The sequence below is a fragment of the Wenjunlia tyrosinilytica genome (assembly GCF_014646055.1).
Taxonomy (GTDB): Bacteria; Actinomycetota; Actinomycetes; order Streptomycetales; family Streptomycetaceae; genus Wenjunlia; species Wenjunlia tyrosinilytica.
This window is the reverse complement of record NZ_BMMS01000032.1, coordinates 77,252-92,122: the sequence shown is the minus strand read 5'-3', so window position 1 is coordinate 92,122 and position 14,871 is coordinate 77,252. Positions and strand designations below refer to the sequence as shown.

General features: G+C 71.7%; 16 protein-coding genes and 1 pseudogene. 12 read left to right on the top strand and 5 right to left on the bottom strand.

Translation table 11 applies throughout. From position 1 onward, the window contains the following. Positions 1 to 269, top strand: a pseudogene (locus IEY86_RS29025) (methyltransferase); the annotation flags it as partial. 106 nt (positions 270 to 375) lie between these two features. Then, on the top strand, positions 376 to 2,034 hold the full coding sequence (locus IEY86_RS29020; RefSeq protein ID WP_189134859.1) for an FAD-dependent monooxygenase: 1,659 nt from the start codon (positions 376 to 378) through the stop codon (positions 2,032 to 2,034). A gap of 212 nt (positions 2,035 to 2,246) precedes the next feature. Here the strand turns inward: IEY86_RS29020 and IEY86_RS29015 are convergent, their stop codons facing one another. From IEY86_RS29015 to IEY86_RS28995, 5 genes are all read right to left on the bottom strand, one after another. Next, on the bottom strand, positions 2,247 to 3,095 hold the full coding sequence (locus IEY86_RS29015; protein ID WP_189134858.1) for a methyltransferase domain-containing protein: 849 nt from the start codon (positions 3,093 to 3,095) through the stop codon (positions 2,247 to 2,249). A gap of 118 nt (positions 3,096 to 3,213) precedes the next feature. Next, positions 3,214 to 5,085 carry an asparagine synthase (glutamine-hydrolyzing) gene (asnB, locus tag IEY86_RS29010; protein ID WP_189134857.1) on the bottom strand — a complete coding sequence of 624 codons (1,872 nt, stop codon included), beginning with the start codon at positions 5,083 to 5,085 and terminating at the stop codon, positions 3,214 to 3,216. A gap of 119 nt (positions 5,086 to 5,204) precedes the next feature. Further along, positions 5,205 to 5,753 (bottom strand): hypothetical protein, encoded by a 549-nt coding sequence (locus IEY86_RS29005; protein WP_189134856.1) that lies wholly within the window; start codon positions 5,751 to 5,753, stop codon positions 5,205 to 5,207. A gap of 11 nt (positions 5,754 to 5,764) precedes the next feature. Continuing rightward, positions 5,765 to 7,009 carry an NAD(P)/FAD-dependent oxidoreductase gene (locus IEY86_RS29000; protein WP_189134855.1) on the bottom strand — a complete coding sequence of 415 codons (1,245 nt, stop codon included), beginning with the start codon at positions 7,007 to 7,009 and terminating at the stop codon, positions 5,765 to 5,767. Positions 7,010 to 7,104: 95 nt separating this feature from the next. Continuing rightward, complete coding sequence (locus IEY86_RS28995; RefSeq protein ID WP_229698852.1) at positions 7,105 to 7,539, bottom strand: anthrone oxygenase family protein; 435 nt, start codon at positions 7,537 to 7,539, stop codon at positions 7,105 to 7,107. A 331-nt stretch (positions 7,540 to 7,870) separates the two neighbouring features. On the opposite strand from IEY86_RS28995, the gene IEY86_RS28990 reads away from it, so the two are divergent. The 10 genes from IEY86_RS28990 (at position 7,871) to IEY86_RS28945 (ending at position 14,853) form a co-directional block, all read left to right on the top strand. Continuing rightward, positions 7,871 to 8,179 (top strand): TcmI family type II polyketide cyclase, encoded by a 309-nt coding sequence (locus IEY86_RS28990; protein WP_189134861.1) that lies wholly within the window; start codon positions 7,871 to 7,873, stop codon positions 8,177 to 8,179. A gap of 62 nt (positions 8,180 to 8,241) precedes the next feature. Continuing rightward, positions 8,242 to 8,673, top strand: coding sequence for a cupin domain-containing protein (locus IEY86_RS28985; RefSeq protein WP_189134854.1), 432 nt, complete (start codon positions 8,242 to 8,244; stop codon positions 8,671 to 8,673). Next, positions 8,670 to 9,941, top strand: coding sequence for a beta-ketoacyl-[acyl-carrier-protein] synthase family protein (locus tag IEY86_RS28980; RefSeq protein WP_189134853.1), 1,272 nt, complete (start codon positions 8,670 to 8,672; stop codon positions 9,939 to 9,941). Before IEY86_RS28985 ends, IEY86_RS28980 begins: the two co-directional genes overlap by 4 nt. Then, positions 9,938 to 11,293 carry a ketosynthase chain-length factor gene (locus IEY86_RS28975; RefSeq protein WP_189134852.1) on the top strand — a complete coding sequence of 452 codons (1,356 nt, stop codon included), beginning with the start codon at positions 9,938 to 9,940 and terminating at the stop codon, positions 11,291 to 11,293. Before IEY86_RS28980 ends, IEY86_RS28975 begins: the two co-directional genes overlap by 4 nt. Before the next feature lie 8 nt (positions 11,294 to 11,301). Beyond that, the gene (locus IEY86_RS28970; RefSeq protein ID WP_189134851.1) at positions 11,302 to 11,562 is read left to right on the top strand and encodes a phosphopantetheine-binding protein; all 261 of its coding nucleotides are present in this window, start codon (positions 11,302 to 11,304) and stop codon (positions 11,560 to 11,562) included. Between the two features lies 1 nt (position 11,563). Continuing rightward, the gene (locus tag IEY86_RS28965; RefSeq protein ID WP_189134850.1) at positions 11,564 to 12,067 is read left to right on the top strand and encodes an SRPBCC family protein; all 504 of its coding nucleotides are present in this window, start codon (positions 11,564 to 11,566) and stop codon (positions 12,065 to 12,067) included. Beyond that, positions 12,064 to 12,798 (top strand): SDR family NAD(P)-dependent oxidoreductase, encoded by a 735-nt coding sequence (locus IEY86_RS28960; RefSeq protein ID WP_189134849.1) that lies wholly within the window; start codon positions 12,064 to 12,066, stop codon positions 12,796 to 12,798. Before IEY86_RS28965 ends, IEY86_RS28960 begins: the two co-directional genes overlap by 4 nt. Position 12,799: 1 nt before the next feature. Continuing rightward, positions 12,800 to 13,144 carry an antibiotic biosynthesis monooxygenase family protein gene (locus IEY86_RS28955; RefSeq protein WP_189134848.1) on the top strand — a complete coding sequence of 115 codons (345 nt, stop codon included), beginning with the start codon at positions 12,800 to 12,802 and terminating at the stop codon, positions 13,142 to 13,144. 65 nt (positions 13,145 to 13,209) lie between these two features. Then, positions 13,210 to 13,548: an antibiotic biosynthesis monooxygenase family protein gene (locus tag IEY86_RS28950; RefSeq protein ID WP_229698851.1), complete on the top strand. Its 339-nt coding sequence runs from the start codon at positions 13,210 to 13,212 to the stop codon at positions 13,546 to 13,548. Between the two features lie 525 nt (positions 13,549 to 14,073). Further along, positions 14,074 to 14,853: an AfsR/SARP family transcriptional regulator gene (locus tag IEY86_RS28945; protein WP_229698850.1), complete on the top strand. Its 780-nt coding sequence runs from the start codon at positions 14,074 to 14,076 to the stop codon at positions 14,851 to 14,853. Positions 14,854 to 14,871 lie beyond the last annotated feature (18 nt).

Sequence of the window (14,871 nt, the reverse complement as noted above, 5' to 3'; positions counted from 1 at the left end):
ACCCGGACCGGCGCCGCGCCCTGATCGAGCGGGCCTACGAGGCACTCGACCCCGGCGGGACGCTACTGGTCTACGACCGGATGTACCACGCGTGCCGACCGGACGTCACCGCCCGGCTGTACAGCCTGAACCGGCTGGTCTGCTCGACCGGCGGCGGCTCGGAGTACCCCGCGGCCGAGTGCCTGGAGTGGCTGCGCGAGGCCGGGTTCTCCGAGGTCGGGACCCGCCCCCTGCTGACCTCCCACACCCTGGCGATCGGGCGCCGTTGACGCGGCGCGACGTTGGGCCGACGAGGAGCTCGGCCATGCCGGCCACAGCCGGGTCCACCGACCTTGCGAAGACCAGTTCGGACCACGTCAGAAAGGTGGGGCAGTGATGCCCGAGGAGAAGACTTCGGTCCTGATCGTCGGAGGTGGGCCGACCGGCCTTTCCGCGGCGCTGTTTCTGACCCAGCACGGTGTGCGCCCCATGCTGGTGGAGAGGCACCCCGGCTCGTCGGTGCATCCGCGGGCCCGGGCGGTCAACCCGCGCACCATGGAACTGTTCAGCACGGTGAGCGGCCTGGAGCAGGAGATCCAGGCCCACCGCTCGCCGATCGCCGGCAACTCCGAGCTTGTCCACGTGGAGTCGCTGGCCGGCCGGGAACTGCTGCGCATGGAGCGGCCCACCCCCGATGACATCGAGCAAATCAGCCCGGCCCAGTGGATCATGATCGACCAGGACCGCCTTGAGCCCATCCTGCGCAGACGGGCCGAGGCCGGCGGCGCGGACATCCGGTTCAACACCGAGCTGTCCTGGTGGGCAGAGGGGCCCGACGGGGTGGAGGCCGTGCTGCGAGACCGGGCGACCGGTGCCGAGCGGCGGCTGCTCGCCGACTACCTGATCGCCGCGGACGGCAGCCGGAGCCCGATCCGCGAGCGACTCGGCGTGGCCCAGCACGGCCCCGGCACGATCAGCTCGGTGGTAAGCGTCCCGTTCACCGCGGATCTGACCGGACCGCTGCGCGGCCGACGCATCGTGGTCTGCTACGTCAACCAGCCGGGGCTCCATGGAACGATCATCCCGATCGACAACGAGAAGCGGTGGGCGCTCGGGGTGTCCTACGCGCCGGAGCGCGGCGAGTCCCCGGCCGACTTCACCCGGGAACGGTGGGTGCGGCTGGTACGCGAGGCCGTCGGCGTTGCCGATCTGCCGGTCGAGGTCGACTCCGATCAGGCGTTGTCCTGGGAGATGGCCGGGCGGGTCTGCGAACGCTTCCGGCTCGGCCGGGTGCTCCTGGCCGGCGACGCGGCGCACGTGATGCCCCCGTCGGGTGCCTTCGGGGCGAGCACCGGCATCCAGGACGCTCACAACCTGGCCTGGAAGCTGGCGCTGGTGCTGCGCGGCGTGGCCGGGACCGGCCTGTTGGAGACCTACCAGACCGAGCGACGCCCCGTCGCGGGCCTGACCATGCGGCAGGCCGTGCAGCGGTTCGCGCTGCGTGACGGCAAGAAGTCATACGCCGGGCACGGGCGGGATCTGATCGACGAGCGCACCATGACGCTCGGATATCGGTACACCTCGGGCGCGCTGCTGCCCGAGACCGAGGTGGACGACGACGGCGCGGCGGCCGAAGGCGGCGCGTGCGAGGACCCGCGGCATCCGACCGGCCGACCGGGCACCCGGGCACCCCACGTCGTGCTCCGGCTCGACGGCGAACCCGTCTCCATCCTGGACCGCTACGGTCGCGGGTTCGTCCTGGCCACGGGCGAAGCCGGCGGCGCCTGGCGGCGCGCCGGCGGGCGTGTGGGTGAGGCGCTCGCAGTGCCGCTGGCGACCTTCGGAGTCGGCCCGAGGCAGGAACTGGCCGATCCGGCCGGAGGGTGGAACGCCGCGTACGGTGTCGGTCCCGCCGGCGCCGTCCTGGTCCGCCCGGACGGCTTCATCGCCTGGCGTTCGGCAGCCGGGGCGAAGGACCCGGAGCGCGAACTCGGTCTGGTTCTGCGCCGGTTGCTGCACACCGACCAGGTCGAGGGTCCGGCTCCAGCCGGATGAGACGGTGCACCGCGTGATGCCGTGACCGACCAGGTACCTCCTGGCCGGTCACGGCACCGTGCCCCCGCTCCCCTCCCTTCGGAAGGGTTTGGAGAACGCGCCGAGCGTGGCCGTGGGCAGGGTGCGGGCCGGCTGCCGGCCGGGCGGTGCGCAACGGGCGGCGCGCGGTTCCGGGCGGCCGAGGCGCGGGCGTCCCACGCTCGGCCGGGTGGTCAGGGCTGCCCGTCGCCGACGCGGACGGCGACGAGGTGCAGGTATCCCACTTCCGGGGTGTTCTGCAGCCGTTCGAAGCCACGCATCATCCGCTCGGCGGTCTCCTGGCCGACGCTGTCGGTGACCTCGGGCTGGTTCGACAGCAACGCGTCGATGTACCGGGTCATGCTGCCGGTGATCGTGTTGCCGGTGATGTCGCGCAGTTCCACCAGGCGCAGGCCCGCCTCACGGAACAGCCCGGGGTAGCGGTCGAGCTGGACGATCGACGTGGTGCGGAAGTTCGCCATGCACGCGTCCACCGCATCACGACGGTGCGCCGGCACCGGAACCCGTTCGAACGGCTCAGTCAGTGCGATCCTGCCCCCCGGCCGCAGCACGCGGGCCGCCTGCCGCAGCGCCTCACCCCGGTCCGGCATCAGCATGATCGACTCGAAGAACCACACCGCGTCGAACGAGTTCTCGTCGAACGGCAGCGACATGGCATCGGCGTACTGGAATCGGACCCGATCCGCGAGCCCTTCGGCCTTGGCGGCCGCGGTGGCGTGGGCGATCTGCTCCTTGCTGACGCTGATGCCGGTCACCAGCGCGCCGGTGGCCCGAGCGAGCCGCAGCGCCGGCCGGCCAAGGCCGCAGCCGATGTCCAGCACCCGGAAGTCGCCCTGCCCGACGCGGATGGACTCGATCATCTGGTCGGTGAGGCGATCGGTCGCCTCCTCCAGCGAGCTGTCGTCCTCGGGTCCGGTCCAGTAGCCGACGTGGAAGTTGCGGCCGGTGACGATTTCGAGCGCATGGTTGGCCTGATCGAAGAACTCCCCGATCTGTTCGGGGGTGGCTGCGGTCCTGGGCATGACGGCGGACTCCTTGCTCGGTCGACGGGAACTGCGGATGAGGCGGCCACGGGCCGTCCTGGCCCATCGCCGCCTGCGGCATCGGTTCGGGCAGCGGCTTCGGCGACGGTCGGGCCGGTCAGAGCTTCAGCTGGACGTCGTGCGCCTCGAGCCACGTGTTCAACTGCAACGCCATCTCCATGTTGGAGCGCTGGACCCAGGCGAACGCGCCCGTCGGCGCGGGAGCGGCTGCGGCATCGCGGGCGGCTTGCCGATCGAGCAGAGGGGCGACCGGAGCATCGGAGGCAGCGATCAGCGACCGGAACCGCTCCTGGACCAGCCGGCCGTACTCGGGATCCTGCGTGGCCGGGTAGGAGCTCTTCGGCCGGTTCAGCACCGAGCTCGGCAGCAGGTCGGCCGCGGCCGCCCGCAGCAGCCCCTTCTCCCGCCCGCCGAGCCGCTTGACCTCGAGCGGCACGTCGTACAGGTACTGCACGAGCCGATGGTCGCAGTAGGGCACGCGCAGCTCGACGCCGGCGGCCATGCCCAACCGGTCCTTGCGGTCCAGCAGCGGCGGCAGCCAGCGGGTGAGCACCAGGTACTCGACCTGCCGGGCCCGCCTGCGGTCCGCGCTCTCCGCCTCCAGCTCCGGGACCTCGGCCAACGCCGCACGGTAGCCGTCGACCCCGTAGCCGAGGACGTCGAGCTCGCCGAGCAGGCCCTGATCGAGCAGGCCGCAGCCGAAGCCCGCGCTCGACGCGCTCTGCCGCTGCGCGAACGCCACCCACGGATAGGTGCCGGCGTCGGCCAGTGTGCGGTCGTACGCCCACGGATACCCTCCGAACACCTCGTCCGCCGCCTCGCCGGACAGCGCCACCGTCACATGCTGTTTCATCCCCTGGAACAGCAGGTACAGCGAGGTGTCCATGTCGCCGAGCGGAGTGGGCACGTCCTGCGCCAGCAGCACCGCGCGGTGGACCTGCGGATCGGCGAGCGCCGAGGCGTCGAGCAGGATCTCGGTGTGGTCGGTGCCGAGGTGCTCGCTCACCGTGGTCACATAGGGCGCGTCCGGCGTCCCCCGCATGCTGGGGTGCGGCTGGAAGTTCTCGGTGTAGCCGGTCAGGCCCATGGAGAACGTCCGCGTCCGCGACGTGGAGCCCCCCTCATGCCCGTACCAGCGGTGGGCCAGGCCCGTGAGCGTGCTGGAGTCGATGCCGCCGGACAACAGCAGCCCGAGCGGGACGTCCGCGACGAGCTGACCGCCCACGGCGTCCTGGAGCAGCTCGCGCGCGGTCGCCACCGTGGTCGCGGTGTCGTCGGTGTGCGGGTTCGCGGTCAGCGACCAGTACCGCCGCTCGGTGGTCGCCTCCCGGGTGACCCGCAGTACATGGCCGGGCCGCACCTCCCGCATGCCCCGGAACGGTGCACGGCCAGGGGTCCGGCCGTGCACCAGCAGCTCTCGCATGCCGTCCGCGTCCACCGCCGACTCGGCCCGCGGGTGGGCCAGGACGGCCTTCGGCTCCGATCCGAACAGCACACCCGTGCCGGTGGGGTAGTAGAAGAGCGGCTTCACCCCGAGCCGGTCCCGGACGAGGGTCAGCTCCCGGGCCCCCGGGTCCCATACCGCGAAGGCGAACATGCCGTCCATCCGGGTGGCGCAGTCCGCGCCCCACTCCAAGAAGGCACGCAGCAGGACCTCGGTGTCGCACCGGGTCCGGAACCGGTGCCCCCGCGCGGCCAGTTCGGCGCGCAGCTCGCGGTGGTTGTACACCTCCCCGCAGTAGGTGATGACCGCTCGCGGATCAGTGTCGTCCCCGGCGGCCATCGGCTGCTGCCCGCCAACCGGGTCGATCACGGCCAGGCGGCGGTGCCCGAGCACCGCGTGGCGGTCCGCCCATATCCCCTCGTCGTCCGGGCCGCGCGCAGCGAGCGTGTCCGTCATGACGCGGACAGCGGACTGTCGGGAGCGCAGATCCCGCTCGAAGTCCACCCATCCGGCGATTCCACACATGGGATCGATCGTCCCTTCTTTGGTTTCCGGCCGTCTTGAGCCGCCGCCGTCGCCGCCGTCGTCGCCGTGCAGGCCGTCGGTGCGTTGCCGGGCGGGACGCGCCCTGTCCGACAGGGCCCCTACGGCATGGCCTTGCGGGCAACCTGTCCGGGCTGTCGGCGTGGCTGCGCCGTCAGCTGAAGCAGGACCAGGGACATCTGGTGGCGAACCACCGCCTCCCGGATCGCGGACCGGTCCGGGACCGTGTCGCCCTCGATGACCAGGCCGAGGCGTCGGCGCGCGGTGTGCACCCCGTACCGGCCGATCAGCTCCTGGTAGCCGGCGACCACCAGGTCCAGGTCGGTGAGCAGCCAGAAGTCGGCCGAACGACGGCGGCCCCGCCAGCTGACCACGCCTGTCCGGCCGCCGTGCAGGTTGTGCCGCCAGCCACTGGACGTCGCGACCACGAGCTCGTGGCCACCGAGGGCGTGCAGGCCGACCGGTACCCGGAACCGGCGGCCGGTCCGGCGCCCGCTGAAGTGCAGGACGGCCAGCCCGTCGAGCGGGCGTATCCGCCACCGCCCGTCCAGGAGCCGGCGCATCACCGGGTTGACACATCCGCGGACCACCGGCGACGGGGTCCGTGGCCGTACCCTCCCCCGGGCCGATGAGGCGCGCTGCTCGGTCATCGCGGCTCTCCTCACGTGGTGACCACTTGGGGCGGGGCCACGGCGTCCACGGGCTTGCCTGCAAGGCCGGAGATGAGCCGGACGAAGTCCTGGTGCGCGGGGAACGTCTCCTCCGGGTCGATGATCCGTTGGGCGAGCCTGTGGTAGGTCTCCCGGTCCTTGGACCGGTCGTAGAAGCCCTTGACGAAGGCCAGGATGTTGTCCAGGAACTCCCGGTGCGCCGTCTCGAACCGGGCCATCGCCTCCTCCTCCGGCGCCTTGCCCCGCAAGACGGCGTCGGCCGCCATGACCGCCCCTCGCGCGGACATCGTGGCGAGGGTGACGCCGGTGGAGAACAGCGGGTCGATGAACGCGGACGCGTCCCCGACGGAGACCCAGCCCGGCCCGTGGAAGCGGGAGCCGGTGTACGACCAGTCCCGCGCCGTGCGGAACGCGCTCACCGGGCGGGCCGACGCGGCGAGCCGCTTGAGCTCGGTGGTGGCGTCCATCTGCTCGTGGAACAGCTCGGGCAGGGTCAGGCCGGACGCGTCCGCCTCGGCCGTCGCGGTGACGTAGCCGACGCTGGTCGTGCCGTCGCTGAGCGGGATGAACCAGAACCAGCCGCCCGGCACGTTCTCCACCAGGATGTTGCCGGCCCGCTCGCCCGGGTAGAGGTCGCAGCCCTGGAGGTAGCACCAGATCGCCACGTTGCGCAGATCGTCGTGCCAGCTGACGTCGGCGAGTCGGCGGCTGAGGACCCTGGCCTGCCCGGACGCGTCCATCACCAGGCGGGCTCGGGCCTGTCGCGTCTCCTTGGCGGCGCGCAGGGTGTAGCTCACCCCGGTGACCCGGTCGCCGTCCATCAACGGCTCGCCGACCGTTGCCTCCTCCACGACGACGGCCCCCAGCTCTCTGGCCCGGGTCAGCAGCAGCGCGTCGAAGTCTGCCCGCCGCACCTGATAGGTGTTCCGGAACGGGCCGCCCTCGGCGAAGTCGAAGCCCCACACCTGCTGCTGTCTGCCCCACGCCATGGTCCCGCCGTACTTGCGGGTGAAGCCCATGTCCGCCAGGCGCTCGGTCAGTCCCAGCTCCTCGACCACGATCAGGCAGCCCGGGATCAGGGACTCCCCGATGTGGTAGCGCGGGAACCTCTCGCGTTCCAGCACCAGTACCCGGTGACCGCGCTGGGCCAAAAGGCCGGCCGCTGAGGCACCGGCCGGGCCGCCGCCGATGACGACGACGTCGAACTCCTCGTCGCAGTCGGTCAGATCCTGCATGCGTTTCTCCTTCGTAGCGTCCATGGGTTCGGCGTCCGCCGCCTGTCGTTCCGTCAGGTCCCGGACCGCCGGGGCGCGGTCCCCGCCGGTGCCCCTCATCCGAGGACGACACCGGACGCGGTGGCCACGAGAGCGGCCAGGGCTAACGCCGTGCGCAGCAGGTGCCATCCGCGCCAGAGCCGCCGCGGGTCCGGCCATTCCGGGCCGACCGCCGCCGGGTCCAGCGCCTTCACCCGCTTGTTGATCGGCACGTTGCGGGTCTGGGAGATCAGCGCGACACCGGCCAGCAGCGCCGCGGCGGCAGCGAACGTCACCCGGGCTGCGGTGGGTTCGGTGAGCACGGCGAGCACGACATCCGCCAGGACCGAGCCGATCACGATCGGCGGCATGATGGCGTCGTACCGGCGTCCCAGCAGTTGGTGCGCCTCGACATAGTCGGCGGCCGTCATCGCCGCGAACGCGGGCACCACGCTGAAGGCCACGCACAGCAGTACGCCGGCGGCGATCCCGTTTCCTCCCAGCACAGTCACGCTCAACACCTCGGCCAGCACGTCGTGTTGCCCCTTTCGTCTGCGTCGCCTTCCGACCCCCTGTGATGACGGGCCGATCGAGACTGGGCACGGCGGTCAACGGTTCGCCGTTCGCCGTTCGCCGTTCGCCGTTCGCTTGGAGGCTCGCGGCGCTGCGTTGACGCCGGATGGAGGAGGCGTGAAGCCCCGGGCGCCTCAACGATGCGTCGACACGCGGTCCACACACCCTTGCGAGCCTCGCGGTGTTCCGCCGCAGGCCGATCCCCGCAGGCCGCAGTGATCACGAGGCCGGCGGCCGCAAGTGCGGTAGCGAGGAGGGCACGTGCACCGAATGCTGATCGTCGCGAGGATGGATCCCACCGACGCCGAGGCGGTGAAGGACATCTTCGCCGAGTCGGATGCGACCGAACTGCCGCGGATGATGGGCGCCCGCGCACGCAGCGTGTTCCGCTTCCACGACCTCTACCTGCACCTGGTCGAGGCGGAACAAGACGTCGTCCGCAGCCTCGACGAGGTCAATGACCACCCGCTGTTCAGGGACGTCAACGCCAAGCTCGCACCCTATGTGCGGCCCTACACGTCCAACTGGAGCGGCCCGAAGGACTCCCTGGCCACGCGCTTCTACCACTGGGCCGCCTAGCACCGGGCCCGTCCGAGCGGCCCTGCTGCCGCCCAGTCCAGACCCCGTACCAGGAGGTAACGGTGTCCAGCCCCTGTATCGGCAAGATCCGCGCCGGCGATGTGACCCCGAACCGGGCCCGAGGCGGCGAAGTCCGGGTGCTGCTGAGCCCCCGCACGGCGCAGGCGAGCTCCGGCTTCCTCGGCACGCTCACCCTCGATCCCGGCGAGAGCACCCGGGAGCACTACCACCCCTACTCGGAGGAGTTCCTCTACCTGGTCTCCGGCTCCGTGCTACTGCACCTGGAGAACCAATCCGAGCGGCTCGAGCCCGGGGACGCGGTCCTGGTCCCGAAATACCACCGCCACCGGCTGGTCAACAACGGCGCCGAGGCGGCGTCCGTGGTCTTCTGCTGCAGTCCGCTGGCACCCAAGCCGGAACTGGGGCATGTCGACACCGACGGCGGGGAGAACTCCGGGGCCGGTGCCGCCGCGGCCCGGGAGACCACCCGATGACCCGGCGGGCGGTGATCACCGGCATCGGGGTGCTCGCCCCGGGGGGAATGGGCAACAAGGCCTTCTGGGAGCTCCTGACCGCCGGGCGGACCGCCACCCGACGGATCTCCTTCTTCGACCCGGGAGAGTACCGGTCCCAGATCGCGGCCGAGTGCGACTTCGCACCGGAGGCATTCGGGCTGAGCCCGCAGGAGATCCGCCGGATGGATCGCGCCTGCCAGCTCGCGGTCGTGGCCGCGCGGGACGCCCTGGCCGACAGCGGCCTCGGCCTCGGCCAGCAGGTGGCCCCCGAACGGATCGCGGTCAGCATCGGCAGCGCCGTCGGCTGCACCATGGGGCTGGAGGAGGAGTACGTCGTGGTCAGCGACCGCGGCAAGCACTGGCAGGTGGACCACACCTATGCCGTGCCGCAGCTGTACGGCTACCTGATACCGAGCACGATCACCGCCGAGGTGGCGTGGACGGTCGGCGCGGAGGGGCCGGCAGGCATGATCTCGACCGGCTGCACCTCGGGCCTGGACGCGGTGGGCCACGGCGCCCAGCTGGTCACCGAGGGCAGCGCGGACGTGGTCGTCGCCGGTGCCGCGGATGCGCCGATCTCCCCCATCTCGGTCGCGTGCTTCGACGCGATCAGGGCGACCTCACCCAACAACGACGATCCCGAGCACGCCTCCCGGCCCTTCGACCTGACTCGGGACGGCTTCGTGCTCGGCGAGGGTGCGGCCGTCCTGGTGCTGGAGGAGCGGGAGCACGCGCGCCGCCGCGGAGCCCAGGTCTACGCCGAGATCGCCGGGTTCGCCAACCGCAGCAACGCCTACCACATGACCGGGCTGAAGCCGGACGGCCGGGAGATGGCCGAGGCGATCACCGTGTCCTTGGACCGGGCGCGCCTCGACCCGACCGCGGTGGACTACATCAACGCCCACGGTTCCGGCACCAGGCAGAACGACCTGCACGAGACCGCGGCGTTCAAGCGGGCTCTCGGCGAGCACGCGTACCGGGTGCCGGTCAGCTCCATCAAGTCCATGGTGGGGCACTCTCTGGGTGCGATCGGCTCGATCGAAGTCGCCGCCTGCGCGCTGGCGCTGCGGCACCAGGTGGTCCCGCCCACGGCCAACCTGCACAACCCGGATCCCCAGTGCGACTTGGACTACGTGCCGTGTCAGGCGCGGGAGGCGGTCCTGGAGACGGTCCTGACCGTCGGCAGCGGGTTCGGCGGATTCCAGAGCGCCATGCTGCTGCGCCGGCCATTCGGCGGGTCGCCATGACGAGCGCCGCGGTCCACCCGGCATCCCCGGAGGTCCTCTCGCGCCCTCCCCACGACGCCCCCGTGGTGACCGGTCTCGGGGTCGTCTCGCCCTGCGGGCTCGGCACCGAGGCGCACTGGGGGGCCACCCTGGCAGGGCACCGGGGCATCACCCCGATCACCCGGTTCGACGCCGCGCGCTATCCGGTCCGGGTGGCCGGCCAGATACCCGGGTTCACGGCCTCGGAGTTCGTCCCCGGGCGGTTGATCGCCCAGACCGACCGATGGACGCAGCTCGGCCTGGCCGCGGCCGCGCTGGCGCTCGCCGACGCCCGTCTCGATCCGGCCGAACTGCCCACCTACGAGATGGCGATCGTCACCGCGAGCTCCACCGGCGGGGTCGAGTTCGGCCAGCGCGAGATCGAGCGGCTGTGGAAGGTCAACCCGCGCCATGTGAGCGCCTACCAGTCCATCGCCTGGTTCTACGCGGCCACCACGGGCCAGATCTCCGTCCGCTACGGGATGCGCGGCCCATGCAACGTCATCGCGACCGAGCAGGCAGGCGGCCTGGACGCGCTCGGACATGCCCGGCGTCTGCTCCGCAGCGACGCCCGGATGGTCCTGGCCGGCGGTACCGACGCCCCGCTGTGCCCCTACAGCTGGGTCTGCCAGCTCTCCAGCGGGATCCTCAGCGCCCGGGATGCCCCCGACCGCGCCTACCTGCCGTTCGACGCGGATGCGGACGGCTACGTTCCGGGGGAGGGCGGCGCCATGCTGGTCGTGGAGAACGCACGTGCCGCGGCCGCGCGCTCGGCTCCGCAGCTCTACGGGACGATCGCCGGATACGCCGCGACCTTCGATCCGCCGCCCGGTTCCGACCGGCCCCCCGGCCTGCTCCGCGCGGTGCGGTCCGCGCTCGACGACGCCCGGATCACGCCCGAGCAGGTGGATGTCGTCTTCGCCGACGGATCCGGCGTGCCCGACCGCGACCGGCAGGAAGCGGCGGCCCTCGCCGCGGTGTTCGGACCCTACGGCGTGCCGGTCACCGTCCCCAAGACGATGACCGGTCGGCTGTACGGCGGCGGGAGCGCCCTTGACGTGGTGAACGCCCTGCTCGCCATCCGCGACGGCGTCATCCCCCCGACCGTCGGCGTGCACCGGCTGCCCGACGACTACCGCGTGGACCTGGTACGGAACCGCCCGCGGGAGGCCCCGGTAGGCAACGCCTTGGTGCTCGCCCGAGGTTTCGGCGGTTTCAACGCCGCACTCGTCGTCCAGGCCGCCCCCGGCCTGCCGGGCCGTGAGCCCGACACGACCGCCCCCGACACCACCACCCACGACACGACCACCCACGACCCCATCCGCGAGAAATGAGGACATCCATGAACGCAGCGATCACCCTGACCGAACTCTTCGGGGTCATGCGCCGGTGTACCGGCGGCGAGCACGCGGTCGAACTCACCGAGGACAGCGCGGACATCTCGTACGCCGACCTCGGTTACGACTCGCTGGCCCTGCTGGAGATCGGCTCCCAGCTGGAACTGCGGTACGACATGTCGATGGCGCAGGACGCGATCCCACGCGATGGCACGCCGCGCCAGACCCTGGACCATGTCAACCGGCTGCGCCAGGCGGCGGTGTGAGATGGCCGGCCACACCGACAACAGCGTGACCATCGCCGCGCCGCTGCACCTGGTCTGGGACATGACCAACGACATCGCCGCCTGGCCGCATCTGTTCAGCGAGTACCAGGACGCCCAGATCCTGCACCGCGAGGGTGACACGGTCCGGCTCCGGCTGACCACCCACCCCGACGGGAACGGGACCGTCTGGAGCTGGGTCTCCGAACGCGTCGCGGACCCCGCCACCCGCACGGTCCGGGCTCGGCGGGTGGAGCCCGGCGCCTTCGAGTACATGAACCTGCGCTGGACCTACCACGAGGTGGACAGCGGCACGACCATGCGCTGGATCCAGGATTTCCACCTCAAACCCGACGCCCCGCTCGACGACGCCGCGATGACCGAGCGGATCAATCGCACGAGCCGAGAACAGATGGCCCGGATCAAGCAGATCGTCGAGGCGGCCGCGCGACAGGTCGAGCCGACCGCGGACACCACGGGCACACCCTCCCCGGGAGGCCGGCCATGACAGCACCTCTGACCGGCAAGAAGGCCGTGGTCACCGGCGGCAGCCGCGGTATCGGGCGGGCGATCACCCTCGCCCTCGCCCGTTCCGGCGTCCAGATCGTCGCGTGCTACCGACGGGACGCCGCGGCTGCCGAGACGCTGGCCCAGGAGCTGAAGGAGATCGGCGCAGACCATCAGGTCCTCCAGGCCGACGTCACGGTGGCCGAGGACACCGAGCGCCTGGCCGACGAGTGCCGCGCCCGGCTCGGCTCCGTGGACATCCTGGTCCACAACGCCGCAGCGATCAGCCACGTGCCGTTCGCCGAGCTGTCCTACGAGGAATGGCGCCGGGTACTGGACACCAGCCTCACCGCCGCGTACCTGACGATCCAGCGGACACTGCCGCTGATGTCCGCGGGCAGTTCGGTCATCGCCATCGGATCGCGGGCCGCCCTGGCCGGGATTGCGATGCGCGCGCACTACACCGCCGCCAAGGCGGGCCTGGTCGGCCTCGCCCGCTCCCTGTGCCGGGAACTCGGCCCCGAGGGGATCCGGGTGAACGTGGTCGCGCCCGGCGTCATCGAGACGCCCGACCTGCGGATCCCACCGGAGGTACGCGACCGCTACGAGCGGATGACCGCGCTCGGCCGTCTGGGCGAGCCAGAGGATGTCGCCGCCGCGGTGCTGTTCCTGGCCGGCGACGCGTCCCGGTACATCAGCGGCGAGACGCTGCACGTGGACGGTGGTATCTGAGATGACCGTCGCCGAACCCCGGCCCGGCGACGGGCCCGTGCGGATCATGCTGCGCGTGGTGATCCGTCCGGGCGCCGGGCCGGACTTCGAACGGGCGTGGACCCGGCTCGCCGCGCAGATCGCCGAGAACCCGGCGAATCTGGGCCAGTCCCTGGCGCGCAGCCGATCGGAGACCGACGTGTACTACGTGACCAGCGACTGGGTGGACGCCGAACGGTTCCGCGCCTTCGAGCGCAGCGCGCGGCACGTCGAGAACCGCCGGAGGCTGGCCCCGTACCGGGTGGACAGCACCATGTGGACCATGCGCGTCGTGCACGCGCTGCCGGGACCGGGGGTCACCGGGTGAGCGTGTCGCCGTCGGCGGCCGGCCACGGCCCGCCCGGCCGGCCGGCCGGTGCCACGCCGCTTCGGGTGATCGTCTGGTTCCACACCCCGGCCGAGGATCCCGGAGCGGTGGAACGCGCCTACCACCGGATCAGCGCGGTGCTGGCGGACACGCCGGGGCTGGTGCGCAGCGAGTTCCTGCGGTCCCGCCTGGACCCGCAGAGCGTCGCGGTGATGAGCGAATGGACCAGCCTCGAGGCCTTCGAGCGGTGGGAGGAGGGCCCGGACCACCGGGCGAGCACCGCGCCGCTGCGCCCGTATCAGGACCACGACCACGGACCGGTGTTCGCCGTGTACGAAGTCGCCGCGGCCCACCAGAACGCCGGAAAGGACAGCAGCGCTTCCTGCTCCTCACCTCGCGGCTGATCGCGTCAATTCCGCGGCCGCACCGCGGATCAGGCGCCGACGACGCGTCCGCGCCCGGCCGGCGCCGCCGGGACGCCGGTCGGCTTCGGCGGAACGCGCGATGTGGTCACCTCGGGGAGAAGGCCGCGAGCACGGCGGCAGCGGCGGCAGCGGCGTTTTCCTGTTCCAATGCCCGCGAATTCGCCGGTAATTCGCCTTGTCGCCGGGGTCGACTCGCTCAAACCATTCCCGCTGCTGTCCGGCCGATGGGTGCCTACTGGAATTTTGCCCCTATGACTGCCCGACGGGCGCCACATATCTTTGGGCCGGATCCCGCTCGCCCAGTATTCAAGTGGTGTTCCCTGTCGAGTCAATGAGGTAGCTATGCGGCACCATCATCACTCAGGTCAGCAGTGCGCTTGCGACCCGCCGGAAGCTCTCCGGATCGCCGCCCGTCGCGGTGGCCCGCCCGGGGCGGAAAGGCCGCCCGCGGTACCGCCGTTCCGGCTCCTCGGCCCGCTGGAGGTAGTCGACGACCGCGGCGAGGTGATCACTCCGAGCGCGCAGAAGATCCGCCAGTGCCTGGCGCTGCTCCTGCTCAACGCCAACCGCGTCACTCCGTCGGCCTCACTGATGGAGGAGTTGTGGGCGGGGAGTCCGCCGCCGAGCGACCTGACCACGTTGCGGACCTACGTCTACCACCTGCGCAAGACGCTCCTGCGCGTATGCCGCCCCGGGCAGGGCGAGGTCACCCTCACCACGCGGACGCCGGGTTACCTGCTCCGGATCGATCCGCGCCTGCTCGACGTAACCCTCTTCGAGGACCACCTCGCCCGCGGGCGCTCCGCGCTTGAGTCCGGTGATCTGCCGCGGGCCTCCGGCATCCTGGCTGCGGGCGGGCGGCTGTGGACGGGGCCGGCCCTGGTCGACGTGGGGTGGGGCACCGCCCTTGAGGCGCAGGCGGCCCGGTTGGAGGAGCTGCGGATGACCGCCCTGGCGCTGCGGATCGAGGCCGATTTGAAGCTCGGCCGACACCACGAACTGGTGGCCGAACTGCGGTGGCTGGTGGCATGCCACCCGCTGAACGAGTGGCTGTACGGCCGGTTGATGGAGGCCCTGTCGCGTTCCGGGCGGCGCGGTGAGGCGCTCGCCGTGTACCGGAAGCTGCGTTCGGTGCTGGCCGACCAGCTCGGCCTCGAGCCCTCGGCCGAACTGTCGTCGCTGCAGCAGGCGATCCTGGGCTGTCCGCCCCCGCCGGCCGCGGAGGGCCGCCAGATCGGCGCGCTCGCGCAGGTTGCCGTCGGGAGCCGGCTCAGCAGGCCATAGGAAGGCGCCTGTTCGGTC